Below are 16,786 nucleotides of genomic sequence, written 5' to 3'. Positions count from 1 at the left end.
GTTTTTAGAAGTAAAAAGGGCTAAAATTAAGTTTTTAGCCCTTTTTTTATTTATAAATCATTTTCTTGCAGCAGTTTCTCTAAGCTAACTTTCCAATCTGGGATTTTTTGCTCAAAGGTTTCTTTAAAACTAGACAAATCCAGTACAGAATATTTCGGGCGCAGAGCCACAGTAGGAAACGCCGTAGAATCTACGGGATGAATCGTGATAGAACTTTGCGAAAGCTCCCTAATTGCAGAAGCAAAATCGAACCAAGAAATCTCTCCCTCATTGGTAAAATGATAAATTCCCGATTTTAAACGATTTTTTTCTAAAATTGATAGAATCGCTAAAGCTAAATCATTCGCATTAGTAGGTGCCCCGATTTGATCATTCACCACAGAAAGCTCATCTTTTTCGCGGAATAATCTCAACATTGTTTTCACGAAGTTTTTGCCAAACTCGCTATACACCCAAGCTGTGCGAATCACAATTGTTTTGGGATTATTGGCAAAAGCTAGCTCCTCTCCCGCTAATTTGGTTTTACCATAAATATTGAGCGGATTTGTTTTTTCCTCTGGCAATATAGGCGTAGAAAAACCTCCATCAAAAACATAGTCCGTAGAAATATGAATGAACCACGCATCTTGTAAACGAGCCGCTTCGGCTAAATAGCCCACGGCATCGGCATTTACTTTTCGTGCGATTTCTTGCTCTGTCTCAGCCAAATCTACCGCGGTATAAGCGGCACAATTGATCACAAAATCAAATGTATTTTGCGCAAAAAAGTCTTTCACCGCCTCTGGGCTAGTGATGTCTAAAGTAGCAACATCAGTAAAAGTAAATTTAAAATCTGGATAGTTAGATGCTATTTTTTGAATACAACTTCCTAATTGTCCGTTTCCTCCTGTAACTAAAACTTGTTTCATTAAACAAATTTACTTTTAATTATGGAAAGAAAACTGAAAAATGTCTAAAAATCGATTTTTTAGGCATAAAAAAATCTCTAAAACTTTCGTCTTAGAGATTTTTGGAGGTTTCGAGCGGATTCGAACCGCTGTACAAGGTTTTGCAGACCTCTGCCTAGCCACTCGGCCACGAAACCATTTTTTGGGTTGGGAGTGCAAATATAATCAAATATTTTGATTTAGCACAATTTTATTGTTTTTTTCCTCGTTTAAAAAGAAAATCTTTCTCCTCTTTAGTCAAACTATTGTAACCTGAACGGGAAATTTTATCCAAAATTTCATCGATATTTTTCTCTTGTTCGGCTTTCCAATCTTGATATTCGTAGTCATCTCTCGGAGGAGTTTGGCTCTCAGCTTTAGAGTTTTTCTTCATTTTTAAATGACTCTTTTTGCTGAATAATCCGTTTAATTTTTCTGCCAATTTGCCAAAAATATCTTTTCCTTTTTCAAATTGCTTCATATACAAATACCCAAACAAAGCACCTCCAATGTGGGAAACATTTCCGCCTAAATTATCGGTATTTAATAAAAATCCAAGTACAATCAAACCAATTGCTATGTACAGCAACTTCACTGGCGATTGCACAAATGGGAGCCTCAATTCCATATTAGGCTGATATGCCACCATCGCAAAAAATACAGAATAAATTGCAGCACTTGCACCTATGAGATTTGATGACTGCACACTGAATGTGTTTAAAATCATAAAAAATAATCCTGCAACAATTCCTCCCACAAAATAGAAGATTTTAAATGATTTCTCCCCAAAATATCTAAAATAGAATTCCGATACAAAATACAGCATAAGCATATTGAATAATAAATGCAATACATCATAATGCAAAAACATATAAGTGAATAAGCTCCATGGTTTTGCCCAGAAATCACTGCTATAAGGGCTTAGCCCAAAATACAGATTCAAATAATGTATCGGGGTAAAAATACGGATAATCCAACCTAGCAAAAAGATTGCTACATTGATATAGATTAATTTAATGGCAATATTTCCGTTTATAAATTGATTTTTTAATTTATTGATTAATTCCATCTTGGTAAGGTCTTTTTCCAGTTTCTAATGAGTATAAATCCGATAATTGCGCCACCAATGTGTGCATAATGTGCAATGTTGTCGCCTGGATTGCTCTGAATCGCCAGAACAAGCTCTAGCAATACATAAAGCGGAATAATGTATTTAGCTTTGATAGGAATTGGCGGAAAAATAAGCATTAAAACAGCATTTGGGAATAGCATTCCAAACGCAATCAAAACACCAAAAATTGCGCCCGAGGCTCCTACCATAGGCGTTGAATAAATTGCACTTAGCGTCTCTAGCCCCGGGATTCCCATCATAGGCTTGAGCGTTGAGAGCAATGCCACTTGTTGTGGCGACAAATCTGCTGCGGCAATAAGTTGTTGTGCCTCAAGATAATTAGTTGCATTAAACAAAACATAAGCCCCCAAAGCCGAAGCAAAATAGAGGATAACATATCTTTTAGGTCCAAGCACCATTTCCACAGTAGAACCGAACATAAACAATGCCAACATATTGAAAAACAAGTGTGTCAAATCTCCGTGCATGAACATATGCGACAGGATTTGAAAACTTCTAAAGTTATCCGACAACGGATAAAATGCCCCAAGATATTCTCTCAAATCTATTCCATTGGTGCTAGAAAACACAAAGGTTGCCAAATAAAACAGCAAATTGATGATGATTAAATTCTTGGTAATCGGTGCTATTCTTTGAAACATTTAGTCTAATTTTTTTTGAATCTCTTGTAAAGAAAGTGAATAATATATTTTTTTCCCAAAAGGGCTATAATTAAATTGCTCTAGCTTAAACAATTCTTGTACCAAATGATTAATTTCTGCCTCGTTGAGCGTAGTTCCCTTTTTCACTGCAGCACTTTTAGCCATGATTCGGCATAAATGTTCTTTGAGCTCCCCCAAATCATCTACGGATTCTTCCTCAAAAAAATGTTGTAAAATTTCAATCATATTTTCTTGAGAAATTTCAGACGGAATGGCATTGACCAAACAAACATCGCCCTGCACTTCCATATCAAATCCAAAGCTTAACCAATCTGAAAGCGACTCGTTGAGCAAACTTTTTTCTTTCTCATTAAGTGGATATTCAATCGGGAAAAGCAATTGCTGGCTTAAAGTGTTTTTCTGGGCTAAATTTTTGAAATTATAAAACAAAATAGTCTGATGCGCACGGTGCTGATCGATCAAAAGCAAATCGCCCTTGTATGTGGCTACGATATACGCATTATTCCACTGCAAGACTTGGCTTGTTTCTTGAATTTCCTCTTGTGGCACAAAAGTCGTTTGCAGCTCTTCCTCCCCCGACAATAAATCATAATAATCATAGCTGCCTCCCGCAGATTTTGGTCTAGGGGACGGCGAATAGCTAAAACCTCCGTTCTTAGGCACGCCAGAACTTGGTGCCACGGGTGGCGTGTCCACTTCAAAGGGATTGTAAGTTTTATCCACCGAAATTTCTGGATAAGAAATATCTTTCCTTTTATCCAAAATCGGGACATCTATTTGTACCGTAGAATCAAAATCCAAAGGTGGAGTTACTTGATATTGCCCGAGAGCATGCTTTGTTGCAGCTCTTAATTGAGCAAAAATGCTATATTCATCTTCAAACTTAATTTCAGTTTTGGTTGGGTGAATATTAATGTCGATTTTTTCGGGCGGAAGCTCTAAAAAAATAAAATAACTGGGATGATTGCCTTTGGGTATTAAATCCTCGAAAGCGTTTTGTATACTTTTATGCAAATAATTACTCTTAATGAATCGATGATTCACAAAGAAAAATTGTTCGCCTCGTGATTTTTTGGCAATATTGGGTTTTCCCACATAGCCAGTAATCTTTACAATATCGGTTTCTTCGGAAATAGGCACTAGCTGACCTTCGATTTTGCGACCAAAAATGTGCAAAACGCGTTGTGCTAAATTTGCTTTTGTGAGCCTAAAAATTTCTTCGTCGTTGTGAATTAAGGTAAAATCTATATTTTCGTGCGAAAGTGCCACGCGATGAAATTCATCTAAAATATGGCGAAATTCTACGGCATTTGATTTCAAGAAATTACGACGCGCAGGGACATTGTAAAATAAATTTTTCACAGAAATAATGCTCCCTTTTTGCGTAACTGCAGGCTCTTGGCTTTCAAAATCGCCACCGCTAATCTGCACGCAAGTTCCCACCGTATCTTCGTCTTGTTTGGTTTTTAGCTCCACTTGCGCCACCGCTGCGATGGATGCCAAGGCTTCGCCACGAAAACCTTTAGTCATGATTTTAAAAATATCATCACTGGTGTGAATTTTGGAAGTTGCATGACGCTCAAACGCCATACGCGCATCGGTTACCGACATGCCTTTGCCATTATCGATCACCTGCACGAGCGTGCGCCCTGCATCTTTCACGATCAATTGTATTTGGGTAGCACCTGCATCTACTGCATTTTCAAGCAATTCTTTTACCACAGAGGCCGGACGCTGCACTACTTCTCCCGCAGCAATTTGGTTGGCTACCTGTGGGGGCAATAATTGAATGATATCGCTCATTCTGCAAAGAAATTAGAAAAACTTGGACTTGTGATAAGCCACATGATAAACACAAATAGCATAAGAATCGCAAAAATGATAAATGTATTGATTCTCACAGCATATGCGCTTTGTTTCTCTTTGTTTCTAAACGATTTAAAATCAATGCGGGATTCATCTATTGCATCGGCTTCGCGGGATTTTTTCTTGCCCACATAGCCTTGTGCAAAGCGGGTATCTCCTATTCTGCGATTGATTAAATCTTGGGTTTTGGTATCGTAAAATCTAGGAATGTATTTAAATTTTCTAGATTCTCGTTTATTGAATATTTTTCCTAACATGGTAAAGCAAATATAAAGTGTAAATTATAAAATTAAAGCATATTACGCGCTAAGGTTTTATTAAAATCAAGATTCTGTTTGGTTTAGGCGTAATAGCGGGTCTATATACTCTCGGTCGTTGCAAAGGCGTGGCACTTTATTTTGTCCGCCCAATTTGCCTCGGCTTTCCATCCAGTCGTAAAATAAATCTTTTCGCCCCATGTGAATGCTCGGGAAATTCAAAGTCATGTTGTTGTAGCGTTTTGCCTCATAGTCCGAATTTATTTCTTTCAGCTTTTGGTCAAAAAGAATTTTAAACTGCTCAAAATCGTTTGGTTCTCGTTCAAATTCAATCACCCATTCATGCGCTCCTTTTTCTTTGTCGTGCATAAAAATCGGTGCGCCCGTGTATTCTTTAATTTTAGCTCCCGTTTCGTTGGACGCAAAATCCAACGCTTCCTCTGCATTTTCTATAATAATTTCTTCGCCAAAGGCATTGATATAGTGTTTGGTGCGACCAGAAACAACGATCCTATACGGATTAATTGATTTAAACTTCACAGTATCGCCAATCATATAACGCCACAACCCGCCGATGGTAGAAATCACAATTGCATAGTTTTTATTTAGCTCTACTTCTTGCAATGGCACTGCTTTTCTCGCCTTTAAAGCCTCCTCTTCCATCGGGATAAATTCAAAGAAAATCCCTGTGTTTAGCATTAAAAGCATGTCCTTGCTATCGGGCAAATCTTGCATAGAAAAATAGCCTTCAGACGCGTTATAAATTTCGTAATACCTCATCTCTTTGCCACAAATTTCTTCGTAGTTTTTTAAATAAGGCTTAAAACTGATTCCTCCATGAAAAAACACTTCCAAATCTGGCCAAATCTCGTGTAAATGATCCTTGCCCGTAAGGCTTAAACAATGGTTGAGCAACACCAGCATCCACGACGGAACGCCCGTGAGCGAGCCCACACTGTCCTTGATTGCTGCTTGCGCAATGGCATCTAGCTTTACATTCCAATCGCTGAGTAGCGAAATTTCTTTATTTGGTGTATTCATATAATCTGCCCAAAATGGCAAATTATCAATCATAATTGCAGACAAGTCACCATACTTGGTGCCATATTCTTGGTATAAATCGGCACTTCCCCCAATGCGCAAATTCTTCTTGGTAAACATCGCAGTATTGGGATGATTTTCTAAATAATTGGCAAAAAGCATTTTGCCCGAAGTAAAATGATTTTGCTCCAAAGATTCTTTGGTAATTGGGATAAACTTACTTTTGGCATTGGTCGTTCCCGAAGATTTGGCAAACCATTGCACCTTCCCTGGCCAGAGCACATCGGCTGCGCCTCGGCGTGCGCGTTCAATTTCTGGTTCCAATTCTTCATAAATCACCACGGGCACTTTCTCTTTAAAATCCTCGTAGGTTTTTATATTTTTAAAATCAAACTTTTGTCCATACTGCGTTCTCTTCCCTCTCTCTATCAAATACTTGAACACACGCTGCTGCGCCTCAATGGGCTGCGTGCGAATTTCTTCTACCTTATTGACATAAGAATTAACGACAAAAGATGCGATTTTATTTACGATTGTTACCATAGTTTTCCCTTACAAAACGCACAAAAATAGGGATTTTTTTCGGGATTTATAAATACTTTTTATGCTTTCTCATTTCGTTAAGAAACGAAAAAACCGCAAAGAATACTTTGCGATTTTTGATATTTATCTATGGCTAAAAAATGTATTTTTTACAATTTATGAATACTTCCTGAGCCCGAAGTTTTTGTATTTAAACGAGGATTACCCAAATAGCGAACATCGCCAGAGCCACTCACCACTGCGTCCAATGACTCTGTGGCAAATACAGTGACATCTCCAGAGCCCGAAACCTTGATATTTGCATTTTCACTCTGCAAGCTTTTTCCATTAAAGTTGCCTGAACCTGAAATTCTAACATTTAAATCTTGCGTTTTGCCCCCTACTTTCACATCGCCAGAGCCCGAAATTGCCATTTCTACCTTTTCGCAATCAAGCGTGCCTCTGAAATTTCCTGAACCAGAAACAGCACCCCAAAATTTATTTGCCGTGATTTTATCATTGGCTTTAAAATCACCCGACCCGATTAAGTCTACCGACGATAAATCTGGCGCATAGACTTTGATCAAAAGTTTTTTATAAGAAAAAGAACCTGGTTTCATTTTTAATCTTAAAGTGTTATTTCCCTCTTCTACCAAAACATAGGGCTGAATATTTTCATCTACAACCACCGTAGCTCTATACGAATTGCTTTTGTAATAAACTACATCCATACTCCCTAACATGTCTAATTTTTGAAACCTAGACAAGTCATAATTTCTCTCAACCACATTACCATTCCCCTTGATTCCATAAATAGCCTCTATACCACAAGAAACCATGAAAAATGAAACGAAAAATATAAACCAAAATCCTTTTTTCATAATATTATTATTTAAGACTTAACCAAATATATAAAAAAACCGTAAAGAATTTAATTTTTCTTTACGATTTAACATTAAAATCAATCCCTAAAAATAGGATTTTGCTATATTTTATTTTGCAATATTGATGGCGCGTGTCTCACGAATTACGGTAACTTTCACTTGCCCTGGATAAGTCATTTCATTTTGAATTTTATCACTAATCAAGAAAGATAATTCGTTGGCTCTAGCATCGTCCACTTTTTCGCAATCCACCATTACACGGAGCTCTCTACCCGCCTGAATTGCATAAGCTTTTTGCACGCCCTCAAATCCTAAAGCGGTATTTTCTAAATCTTTTAATCGCTGAATGTATGACTCCACGACTTGGCGTCTTGCGCCTGGTCTTGCTCCACTAATCGCATCTGCAACTTGCACAATAGGAGACAATAACGAAGTCATTTCAATCTCGTCGTGGTGCGCTCCAATGGCATTCACCACTTCTGGATTTTCTCCAAATTTCTCTGCCCATTGCATACCCAAAATAGCGTGTGGCAATTCAGATTCTTGCTCTGGCACTTTCCCGATGTCGTGCAACAACCCTGCACGCTTAGCCAATTTGGCATTCAACCCCAATTCTGCCGCTAAAGTACCTGCAATGTGCGCCACCTCACGAGAGTGCTGCAAAAGGTTTTGCCCGTAAGAAGAACGGTATTTCATACGCCCAACGATACGAATCAACTCTGGATTTAAACCATGAATTCCTAAATCTATTACGGTTTTCTTTCCTACATTCACGATTTCCTCCTCGATTTGCTTTGTCGTTTTAGCCACAACTTCCTCGATTCTACCTGGGTGAATTCTACCATCGGTTACGAGTTTGTGCATCGACAAGCGAGCAATCTCTCTACGAATAGGGTCAAAACATGAAAGCACAATAGCCTCTGGCGTATCATCTACAATGATTTCTACCCCAGTGGCTGCCTCGATGGCACGAATGTTTCTTCCCTCGCGCCCAATGATTCTACCTTTGATATCATCGTTTTCAAGATTAAATACAGATACGGCATTTTCCACCGCTTGCTCTGTCCCGATTCGCTGAATCGACTGAATTACAATCTTGCGCGCTTCTTCCCGAGCGTTCATATTTGCCTCGTCCATAATCTCTTGGATGTGTGCTTGCGCTTTGGTTTTAGCTTCATCTTTTAATGATTGAACTAATTCTTCGCGCGCCTCATCTGCGGAATAACCCGAGATTTTTTCTAATAGCTCTACTTGGCGTTTATGATTGGCATTTACCTCATCGATTTTGCGGTGCAATGCAATTCTTCTTTCTTCAAAAACTTCGATTTCAGAAGTCAGGGATTTTCTATTTTTCTTAAGCTCTGCTAGCCCTTCGTTTAATTTATGTTCTTTTTCTTTGATTACTTTTTCTCTGTCAGAGATTTTCTTTTCTCGCTGATTTACTGCCTCTTCGTGTTGTGCTTTTAGTTCTAAAAATTTCTCTTTAGCTTGTAATATTTTCTCTTTTTTAATACTCTCGCCTTCGGTATTGGCTTCTTTAAGCTTGCTTTCGGCTTCGAGTTTTATGCGATTGGCTTCTTTTTCTAATAAATCTGCTTTTTGTTTTGCCTCGTTATAGAGAATTTCGCTTCGGTTATCTAACTGCTTCTTTGTCAGTATGTAGGCAATCAATCCTCCTACCAACAATCCTATGATTCCTATTATTATGTATTCCATTTTTAATATTTGAGTTTATTTAATTTCTTCTATATTTTCCATAAAAAAATCCACATTAGTCCAGGTGATTTGTGTAAAACTCCTAAAAACAGGATTTGAGTTATTCCAGCATTCAGACTTCCTTTTCTTTAGGTGCCTGGGTAGGCGAAGGCTTGTCTTAGGACTGGCATTGGCTCGGTTACATAATTCTCGTTGAGTTTACCAAATAATGTTAGAACTAATGTGGAAAATTATTATCCCACCAGCAAAAAGATGGGTAGAACTTCTCGTTTTATTTAATTGAAAAAATATAAAAATTATATATTTTGATTGATTTTCTGTGTAAGCTGATCGATGGCTTGGCTCTGCAAATCCTCGCGTTCCTTTTCCTTCTCATCTTGTGCCATCGCCTTTGCCACATACTGCAATGCACACATTGCTAGGGCATCTTGCTTGTCTTTTACACTGTATTTTTCTTCAAAATATTTTATCAACTCATTAATTTTCTTTCCAGTGGCTCTCAAAATTTCCTCTTCTTCAGGGCTAGCCACCATGGGGTAGCTTCTATCTGCAACATTTATATTGATTTTCACTCGGTTCATGTGTGTCTTTACAAAGAGTTTTTATTTATTTCTGCCATGCATAAATCTAATTCCTTAATCAGTTGATTTATTTTTAATTTCATCAATTTCTTATGCTCTGGATTTCCGCCCAAAGCACTTGCCATTTTTAAATTTTTATTTATATATATCAACTCTTGATTTTCTGCCCACGCGTCATTCAGTTTTTGCTTCAATTGCTCATTTTGATGAAGCAACTCGTCTTTTTCCGCTTGTAATTCCTTGTATTTGCGCAACAAAACTGCGATTGCTTCTTCTAAAGCCAAAAAACTTTCGTTATACTTTTGCATCAATCTTTAGAGCATTAATTCTAACAATGTACAAATGTAAAGTTTTTTTTAACAGAGCGCAAGTGTAGAGAGAGGTATTTTTATATAAATTTAATCTGCATCTTTGGCACGGCTTCTTTCTCAATTGAAAAAGATGACAAAAATAACCTTTATTTTACTTAAAAATTTGTCTTAAAGACTTATTTTTGCAAAAATTTTAATTTTAAAATATTATGAATCAATTACCGCAAGCGTTTCGTGCGCCGTATGAATTTGACCCTAAATTCAAAAAATCTGCTGTTTATTTCTGTATGGAATACGGGATAGATCAAGCATTAAAAATATATTCTGGAGGTCTAGGTTTCTTGGCGGGATCTCACATGAGAAGTGCTTATGACACTAAACAAAATTTGATAGGTATCGGTATTTTATGGAAATATGGATACTACGACCAGTACAAAAAAGAGGATCGTAGAATGGGGGTTCTTTTCCAAGAGAAAATCTATCATTTCTTGAGAGATACCAACATTAAATTTACTATCAAAATCTCTGGACACGATGTATGGGTAAAGGCTTTTTACTTGGATCCAGAAATCTTTGGCACCGCACCTCTTTTCCTTTTAAGTACGGATTTGCCAGAAAATGACTATTTAGCTAAATCTACTACCTTTAAGCTATATGACTCTGACCCTAAAGCTAAGATTGCACAATGTATGGTGCTAGGGCTAGGTGGTGCTAAATTATTGGAAGAGCTGAACTACGATCCAGAGGTTTACCACTTTAACGAAGCTCATGCACTTTCTGCCGTATTTAATTGGCTACCTAGATTTGGAAAAGAAAAATTGAAAGAAAAATTAGTTTTCACCACTCACACACCTGAAGAAGCGGGGAACGAGAAACACAATATTCACGAATTAAATGAAATGGGCTTCTTTAACGGATTGCCACTAGATCGCGTGCGTGAGCTTACAGGAGTAGAAGGTGATGAATTTAATCACTCGCTTGTGGCACTTCGTTTGGCAAGAATTGCAAACGGGGTTTCTAAACTTCACGGCGAAGTGGCTAGACATATGTGGGAAAACTACGAAGGTGTATGCCCTATCACCCATGTAACCAATGCTCAAAACAAAAAATACTGGGCAGATAGACGCCTAGACAAAGCTAAACAAGACGAAAATCTTGAAGCCCTAATTAAGCGTAAAAAAGAATTAAAGGCTTATTTGTTTGAAGAAGTGGCAGACCAAAACGCAAAATTGTTTGACCCTAATGTTTTAACCATCGTTTGGGCAAGACGCTTTGCTGAATACAAAAGAGCGGACTTGATTACTCGTGACATCGAGAAATTCAACGAGCTTATGAGCAGCACCAAGCATCCAATCCAGCTAATCATTGCAGGAAAACCTTATCCTATGGACTATAACGCAATTCGCCAATACGATGCGCTTGTAGAATTAAGCCACGGATACAAAAACATGGCTGTGCTTGCTGGGTATGAATTAAGTCTTTCTAAAAAATTAAAAGACGGTGCAGACATTTGGCTAAACAATCCTCGTGTAACTCGTGAAGCCTCTGGAACTAGTGGTATGACAGCTGCTATGAACGGAGCCATCAACTTATCTACCAACGATGGATGGATTCGTGAGTTCAACGAGATGAACCCAGATGCATTGTACACTCTACCAATCATTGATTGGACATTGCCACACTTTGAACAAGATAAAATCGATAGAGAAAACTTGTACAAAATTTTACAAAACGAAGCATTGCCTCTATACTACGACAATCCAGAAGCATGGTACAAAAAAGTGCTTACAAGCATGAATACCGTGACTCCTTTCTTTGACTCTGCTCGTATGGTTGAGGAATATTATACTAATATTTACGATTTGTAATTAATTGGAATAAAACATTTTTGAAAGCAACTTTTTCACAAGTGAAAAAGTTGCTTTTTTTATTACACGAAAAATCGTAACTTCAACCCAATAATAAAATCAATTTTAATTATGAAACTAGAAATCGCATGTTTTAATTTAGAGTCTGCTCTTATTGCAGCTCTTTCTCCTGCAGACCGCATTGAGTTCTGCGCAGGGTTTAGCGAAGGTGGCACTACTCCAAGCGTGGAAGACTACCTTACGGTAAAAAAAGAAAGCAAAAAACCTGTCTACATCATGATTCGACCAAGGGGAGGAGATTTTGTATACACGCCAAATGAAATCAAGCAAATGATTGAAAGCATCAGAACCTTTGGAGAACTAGGTGCCGATGGTTTTGTGTTTGGAGCTTTAGACGAAGAGGGAAACATCGATGTAGAAAACTGCCAAAAGCTTGTTGCCGCCTGCGAAGGCAAACCTTGCAGTTTCCACCGAGCAATCGACCACACGCCAAACATCATAGAATCGGTAGAAAAAGTAATAAAATTAGGATTTTCAACGATTTTAACCTCAGGAGATTGCAACGCTGCTCCAGAAGGAATTGCTGTTTTAAAACAATTGCAAGAACGATTTGGAAACCAGATAGACATCATGCCAGGAGGAGGCGTTCGCTCAAGCAATATTGGTGAAATTGCTAAAATTGTAAAAGCACCTTTTTATCATTCATCAGCCATTAGAAAAGGTGAAGACCTTGCTAATTCAGACGAAATCAAAGCCCTAAAACTAGCCATAGAAAAATAGCGATTTACCAAAATTAAATAGTAAATTTGCCTACGAGCATGGAGATTATTTTTTTGATTGTTGCCGTAGCATTAGGTGCGGCTTTGGGGCTTTTGCTGGGAAGCAATAAATTACTAAATAAACTACTCCTCACATTTAGTGGGGCATATTTACTTGGGGTAAATATCGCAGAGGTTTTTCCGAGTTTATACACATCTGATTTAGCAGCAAGCAAAATCGGACTTTTTGTGCTTTTAGGAATTTTGATTCAAATCATTTTGGAGGGAATTACAAAAGGTGCTGAACACGGGCACTTGCACAGTAAAGATCATGAGGTCTTCCCGATCAGTGTGTTTCTGGGGCTTTTTATTCACGCTTTGATCGAGGGCGTGCCTTTACAAAGACCCGATGGGCACAATCTGCTATGGGCTATCCTCATACACAAAGTTCCCGTTGCTATGGTGCTTTTTGTATTTCTTTCTAAATCTAAACTCAGCTCTTTCAAAATTGGCATTTTCATGCTTTTATTTGCTTTAGCTTCTCCCATTGGGTACATAGTAGGAAATTATTTACCACCCCATTTATTGACTTATGCACTTGCTTTGGCTGCAGGTGTCTTTTTGCATATTTCTACAGTGATTATTTTTGAAAGTGTAGAGGGACATAAACTTAAGTTCAAAAAATTATCGATGGTGGTTTTAGGCTTTCTTTTAGCAATTATATTTTCACACTAAATAAATCTATGAAACAGCATAAAGTTTTAATTATTTTCGCACATCCTTTGTACGAAAAGTCTCGCGCCAATAAAGTGCTCAATCAAAATATTCCAAATTCAGACAATTTCACATTTCACGATTTGTATGAATGTTACCCCAACTTTGAAGTAGACATTGCTCGGGAACAGGAATTGCTCCTGGAGCACGACATCATTATTTGGCAACACCCGTTGTATTGGTATTCTTGCCCTGCCCTTTTAAAGCAATGGATCGATATGGTTTTGGTCTACGATTGGGCGTATGGAGAGTGTGGTGCCGCTTTGAAAGGCAAAACGCTTTTGCAAGTAATCACCACAGGAGGAACGAGAGAAAATTACTGCCCTACGGGATTAGAGAAACATACTATCCCCGATTTGCTCGAGCCTTTTTCTCAAACTGCATTAATGTGTGGCATGCGCTACTTGCCCCCATTTGTATTCCACGATGTGAACAATGTTTCTGAAGAAGTTTTGGAAGAAAAAGGTGCTCGCTATGGCATTTTGCTCGATTATATTTCTAAATTCAGAATTTTTGATTCAGAATTAAAAGATTTCATTTATTTAAACGACTGGTTTCAACATAAAATACAATAAGCATTGGATAGTTTTTTATTACAAGCCATCATCTACCTAGCGGCAGCCATCGTTTGCGTGCCAGTGGCTAAAAAATTAGGATTAAGTTCAGTTTTAGGATACATTTTTGCAGGAATGCTCATCGGTCCTTATATCTTGGGGTGGATTGGGCAGAAGGGCGAGGATTTAATGCACTTTGCTGAGTTCGGTGTGGTAATGATGTTATTCTTGGTAGGGCTAGAATTAGAACCTATGAAATTCTGGAAAATGCGAAAATTCATTTTAGGCATGGGAGCTATCCAGCTACTGCTCACGGCAACGGTGCTCACCCTGCTTATGGTGACTTTAATTGGCTGGAGCGTGCAAACTTCTATCGCCATCGCTTTGGCTCTAACGATGTCTTCGACAGCGATTGTGCTACAAACGCTTAGCGAAAAGAATTTAAACAACACCTCTGCCGCCCGCTCATCGTTTGCAGTTTTGCTCTTTCAAGATATTGCCGTAATCCCAATTTTGGCATTAATTCCACTTTTGGCGGTTTCTGGCGCAAGCCTTAAGGCTGAAAATTCAGCCGTTCTCACCGAAGGTTTGCCCAACTGGCTACAAACCCTTATTGTAATTGGTTCGATTGGATTAATCAGTTTAGCAGGAAAATACATCATAGAACCCCTGCTTAGAATTATTGCAAAAACCCGTTTACAAGAACTTTTCACCGCCTCTGCTCTACTTTTAGTTATGGGTGTTTCCTACTTAATGGAAATGGTGGGGCTCTCGCCTGCGCTTGGTGCATTTATCGCAGGAGTAGTGTTGGCAAACTCTGAATTTAAACATGAATTAGAAGGCGATATAGAACCGTTCAAAGGGTTACTTTTGGGGCTATTTTTCATCGGCGTAGGTGCTTCGGTGAACTTTCCACTGATCATGCAACACCCATGGTTTGTATTGATTTTTGTTTTAATTCTAACTACCGTTAAGTTCTTTATTCTCTTTTTAATTGGGAAAGTTTACAAAAAATCTTGGGATCAAAACCTTTTGTTTGCTTTTGCATTAAGCCAAGCGGGAGAATTTGGTTTTGTGATTATGAGTTTCTCTCGCCAGTTGGACATTGTGAATCGAGAAACTTCGGATATCGTTATGGCGATCATTGCCATCAGTATGCTTTTGACACCGTTTTTATTATTATTTAATGAAAGGATTTTAGAGCCTAAAATTGGGACTAAATTTAAATCAAAACGAGATGAGGAAGTTTTCTCTGACGAAATTCAACGCCCAAGCGAAGTTGTGATTGCTGGCTTTGGACATTTTGGAGGAACTATCGGGCGTATGCTTAAGACCAATAATATTTCGCCTACGATTCTAGACCACGACTCGGAACGCGTAGACATTTTGCGCAAAATGGGATACGAAGTGTATTATGGCGATGCCACGCGTGTAGAGGTACTAAAGGCAGCTAAACTGGATGAGGCTAAGCTCTTTATTGCCGCAGTAGATAACCCAGAAGTGAATATTCAGCTCATGGAGGTAGTGCGCAAAAATTTCCCACATGTAAAGGTAATGACTCGTGCCAGAAACCGATACGATGCTTACCAATTTATAGATTTAGGCATCAAAGATTTTTACCGAGATACGCTCTACTCTGCCGTTACGCTAGGCGTTGATGCTTTAGTAGCTCTTGGGCTTAGAAAATACACCGCAACAAGACAGGGCTATAGATTTATAAAATACGACATTGAAACGACTAAAAAACTTGCGGCAAGAAGACATGATAAAAAAGCCTACTTCACCACACTCAAAGAAGAAATTGAAAGTCAAGAAGATTTACTGAAAAACGACTTGTATGTGCTAGAGGCAGCTACAGACCACTCATGGGAACGAGACTACTTGAACGAAGAAAATCAAGTATAATCTAAAAACCCCACAAAATCCGATTTTGTGGGGTTTTAGGATAAAGAATATGACTTATTTTTAAAAGTAAATGTAATTATAATTTATAATGTCTTCTTTTTCACTTTCTCCGTCTCTCTTGTTTTCTTTTATTAGATTTCCGTCTTCATCGTAGGTGTAATTTTCAACTTTCAATGTTTCTCCTTGGCTATTTTTTTGTGTAATTCGAATTAAATTTCCATTTTTTTCATCATAGGTATAATCGTGAAAAACATCATTATCAGGTCGTGTTTTACTTTGATGAGTATCAAAAAAGCTAATCATTTTTATTTTTTGACCTTTTTCATTAAATTCATATTTCTCCGTTTCGCTCCATTTCCTATCTGTTACCCAATCTATGAATCTCGTTAATTTAAAAACACATCTACCTTCTTCATCATATTTATATTCCTCTGTCTGCTCTTGGTGCCGACTTATTTTCATAGATTTCTTAATCAATAAGCCTTTACTATTGTATTGATACTCATAAACGCCTCCATTTTCAAAAACTTCTTGCAATAGCAGTCCCTCTTCATTTATAAATCTATAATGGGTATTTTCTTCTTTTTCTTCAATCTCAAAAACTTGATTTACATAGAATGTTTTGATAGTTTCCAGGAGCTCATCACCTTCTTCGCCTACCTTAAAATTCTACTCTTGGATTAATCTATTCTGGTCATCGTACTCAAATGTTTTATAAAAATGCGACTGCACAAAATCATCACCCCTGGTTTGAATGTAACGACTAGGCAAGTCCATTACCATCGAAAAATACCCCGAACGCTTAGGTGCATAATCTAAGAGAATATCAATTTTTGTAATATTTCCAGACTCGTCGTAGACATATATTTTGTTGCCAGAACCACCAAATCCTAAGTTATGAACAGAATAAACCTCATTGGACAATTGCTGCTTCTTATTAAAAATAGAGCTCTTGATATAAAACAAACTTGAAGAACAATAGCTTTTATTTTTTGCTACCAATCTTTTGCTTAACGTGTCAGCACTCAT

Annotated in this window: 17 protein-coding genes and 1 tRNA gene; 5 read left to right on the top strand and 13 right to left on the bottom strand. The window is 37.8% G+C overall.

Annotated features, from left to right (window positions below):
- Window positions 1-50 precede the first annotated feature (50 nt).
- The 11 genes from rfbD to ORNRH_RS08025 form a co-directional block, all read right to left on the bottom strand.
- Window positions 51-908 carry a dTDP-4-dehydrorhamnose reductase gene (rfbD, locus tag ORNRH_RS08075; protein WP_014791360.1) on the bottom strand — a complete coding sequence of 286 codons (858 nt, stop codon included), beginning with the start codon at window positions 906-908 and terminating at the stop codon, window positions 51-53.
- Window positions 909-1,010: 102 nt separating this feature from the next.
- Window positions 1,011-1,084 (bottom strand) — tRNA-Cys (locus ORNRH_RS08070).
- A 53-nt stretch (window positions 1,085-1,137) separates the two neighbouring features.
- Complete coding sequence (locus ORNRH_RS08065; protein WP_014791359.1) at window positions 1,138-1,995, bottom strand: rhomboid family intramembrane serine protease; 858 nt, start codon at window positions 1,993-1,995, stop codon at window positions 1,138-1,140.
- Window positions 1,986-2,699 (bottom strand): rhomboid family intramembrane serine protease, encoded by a 714-nt coding sequence (locus tag ORNRH_RS08060; protein WP_014791358.1) that lies wholly within the window; start codon window positions 2,697-2,699, stop codon window positions 1,986-1,988. The genes ORNRH_RS08065 and ORNRH_RS08060 overlap by 10 nt, the downstream gene beginning before the upstream one ends.
- Window positions 2,700-4,523 (bottom strand): DNA mismatch repair endonuclease MutL, encoded by a 1,824-nt coding sequence (mutL, locus tag ORNRH_RS08055; protein WP_014791357.1) that lies wholly within the window; start codon window positions 4,521-4,523, stop codon window positions 2,700-2,702.
- Window positions 4,520-4,843, bottom strand: a complete 324-nt coding sequence (locus ORNRH_RS08050) for a hypothetical protein (RefSeq protein WP_014791356.1) — start codon at window positions 4,841-4,843, stop codon at window positions 4,520-4,522. The genes mutL and ORNRH_RS08050 overlap by 4 nt, the downstream gene beginning before the upstream one ends.
- Window positions 4,844-4,909: 66 nt before the next feature.
- Window positions 4,910-6,427: a GH3 auxin-responsive promoter family protein gene (locus ORNRH_RS08045; protein ID WP_014791355.1), complete on the bottom strand. Its 1,518-nt coding sequence runs from the start codon at window positions 6,425-6,427 to the stop codon at window positions 4,910-4,912.
- A gap of 149 nt (window positions 6,428-6,576) precedes the next feature.
- A complete protein-coding gene (locus tag ORNRH_RS08040) occupies window positions 6,577-7,287 on the bottom strand; it encodes a head GIN domain-containing protein (RefSeq protein ID WP_014791354.1) in 711 nt (236 codons plus the stop codon).
- A gap of 111 nt (window positions 7,288-7,398) precedes the next feature.
- The gene (gene rny / locus ORNRH_RS08035) at window positions 7,399-9,006 is read right to left on the bottom strand and encodes a ribonuclease Y (protein WP_014791353.1); all 1,608 of its coding nucleotides are present in this window, start codon (window positions 9,004-9,006) and stop codon (window positions 7,399-7,401) included.
- Window positions 9,007-9,302: 296 nt separating this feature from the next.
- Window positions 9,303-9,587, bottom strand: a complete 285-nt coding sequence (locus ORNRH_RS08030; protein ID WP_014791352.1) for a cell division protein ZapA — start codon at window positions 9,585-9,587, stop codon at window positions 9,303-9,305.
- An 8-nt stretch (window positions 9,588-9,595) separates the two neighbouring features.
- Entirely contained in the window at window positions 9,596-9,895 is a 300-nt protein-coding gene (locus tag ORNRH_RS08025; RefSeq protein WP_014791351.1) for a hypothetical protein, read from the bottom strand.
- A 212-nt stretch (window positions 9,896-10,107) separates the two neighbouring features.
- On the opposite strand from ORNRH_RS08025, the gene glgP reads away from it, so the two are divergent.
- From glgP to ORNRH_RS08000, 5 genes are all read left to right on the top strand, one after another.
- A complete protein-coding gene (gene glgP / locus ORNRH_RS08020; RefSeq protein WP_014791350.1) occupies window positions 10,108-11,766 on the top strand; it encodes an alpha-glucan family phosphorylase in 1,659 nt (552 codons plus the stop codon).
- A 111-nt stretch (window positions 11,767-11,877) separates the two neighbouring features.
- Complete coding sequence (locus tag ORNRH_RS08015; protein WP_014791349.1) at window positions 11,878-12,546, top strand: copper homeostasis protein CutC; 669 nt, start codon at window positions 11,878-11,880, stop codon at window positions 12,544-12,546.
- Between the two features lie 38 nt (window positions 12,547-12,584).
- On the top strand, window positions 12,585-13,259 hold the full coding sequence (locus ORNRH_RS08010; RefSeq protein ID WP_014791348.1) for a ZIP family metal transporter: 675 nt from the start codon (window positions 12,585-12,587) through the stop codon (window positions 13,257-13,259).
- 8 nt (window positions 13,260-13,267) lie between these two features.
- Window positions 13,268-13,873 (top strand): NAD(P)H-dependent oxidoreductase, encoded by a 606-nt coding sequence (locus tag ORNRH_RS08005; protein WP_014791347.1) that lies wholly within the window; start codon window positions 13,268-13,270, stop codon window positions 13,871-13,873.
- A gap of 3 nt (window positions 13,874-13,876) precedes the next feature.
- Window positions 13,877-15,757, top strand: coding sequence for a monovalent cation:proton antiporter-2 (CPA2) family protein (locus ORNRH_RS08000; RefSeq protein ID WP_014791346.1), 1,881 nt, complete (start codon window positions 13,877-13,879; stop codon window positions 15,755-15,757).
- A 60-nt stretch (window positions 15,758-15,817) separates the two neighbouring features.
- On the opposite strand, the gene ORNRH_RS07995 is transcribed toward ORNRH_RS08000, so the two are convergent.
- On the bottom strand, window positions 15,818-16,294 hold the full coding sequence (locus tag ORNRH_RS07995) for an RHS repeat domain-containing protein (protein WP_036601859.1): 477 nt from the start codon (window positions 16,292-16,294) through the stop codon (window positions 15,818-15,820).
- A gap of 132 nt (window positions 16,295-16,426) precedes the next feature.
- Window positions 16,427-16,786 carry a hypothetical protein gene (locus ORNRH_RS07990; protein WP_014791345.1) on the bottom strand — a complete coding sequence of 120 codons (360 nt, stop codon included), beginning with the start codon at window positions 16,784-16,786 and terminating at the stop codon, window positions 16,427-16,429.

It is taken from the genome of Ornithobacterium rhinotracheale DSM 15997 (assembly GCF_000265465.1).
Classification (GTDB): domain Bacteria; phylum Bacteroidota; class Bacteroidia; order Flavobacteriales; family Weeksellaceae; genus Ornithobacterium; species Ornithobacterium rhinotracheale.
This window is presented reverse-complemented; position numbering and strand designations above follow the sequence as displayed.

Excerpts from the sequence above, each read along its gene's own strand:
- rfbD (WP_014791360.1), bottom strand. The coding sequence starts at position 908 with ATGAAACAAGTTTTAGTTACAGGAGGAAACGGACAATTAGGAAGTTGT.
- ORNRH_RS08065 (WP_014791359.1), bottom strand. The coding sequence starts at position 1,995 with ATGGAATTAATCAATAAATTAAAAAATCAATTTATAAACGGAAATATT.
- ORNRH_RS08060 (WP_014791358.1), bottom strand. The coding sequence starts at position 2,699 with ATGTTTCAAAGAATAGCACCGATTACCAAGAATTTAATCATCATCAAT.
- mutL (WP_014791357.1), bottom strand. The coding sequence starts at position 4,523 with ATGAGCGATATCATTCAATTATTGCCCCCACAGGTAGCCAACCAAATT.
- ORNRH_RS08050 (WP_014791356.1), bottom strand. The coding sequence starts at position 4,843 with ATGTTAGGAAAAATATTCAATAAACGAGAATCTAGAAAATTTAAATAC.
- ORNRH_RS08045 (WP_014791355.1), bottom strand. The coding sequence starts at position 6,427 with ATGGTAACAATCGTAAATAAAATCGCATCTTTTGTCGTTAATTCTTAT.
- ORNRH_RS08040 (WP_014791354.1), bottom strand. The coding sequence starts at position 7,287 with ATGAAAAAAGGATTTTGGTTTATATTTTTCGTTTCATTTTTCATGGTT.
- rny (WP_014791353.1), bottom strand. The coding sequence starts at position 9,006 with ATGGAATACATAATAATAGGAATCATAGGATTGTTGGTAGGAGGATTG.
- ORNRH_RS08030 (WP_014791352.1), bottom strand. The coding sequence starts at position 9,587 with ATGAACCGAGTGAAAATCAATATAAATGTTGCAGATAGAAGCTACCCC.
- ORNRH_RS08025 (WP_014791351.1), bottom strand. The coding sequence starts at position 9,895 with ATGCAAAAGTATAACGAAAGTTTTTTGGCTTTAGAAGAAGCAATCGCA.
- glgP (WP_014791350.1), top strand. The coding sequence starts at position 10,108 with ATGAATCAATTACCGCAAGCGTTTCGTGCGCCGTATGAATTTGACCCT.
- ORNRH_RS08015 (WP_014791349.1), top strand. The coding sequence starts at position 11,878 with ATGAAACTAGAAATCGCATGTTTTAATTTAGAGTCTGCTCTTATTGCA.
- ORNRH_RS08010 (WP_014791348.1), top strand. The coding sequence starts at position 12,585 with ATGGAGATTATTTTTTTGATTGTTGCCGTAGCATTAGGTGCGGCTTTG.
- ORNRH_RS08005 (WP_014791347.1), top strand. The coding sequence starts at position 13,268 with ATGAAACAGCATAAAGTTTTAATTATTTTCGCACATCCTTTGTACGAA.
- ORNRH_RS07990 (WP_014791345.1), bottom strand. The coding sequence starts at position 16,786 with ATGAGTGCTGACACGTTAAGCAAAAGATTGGTAGCAAAAAATAAAAGC.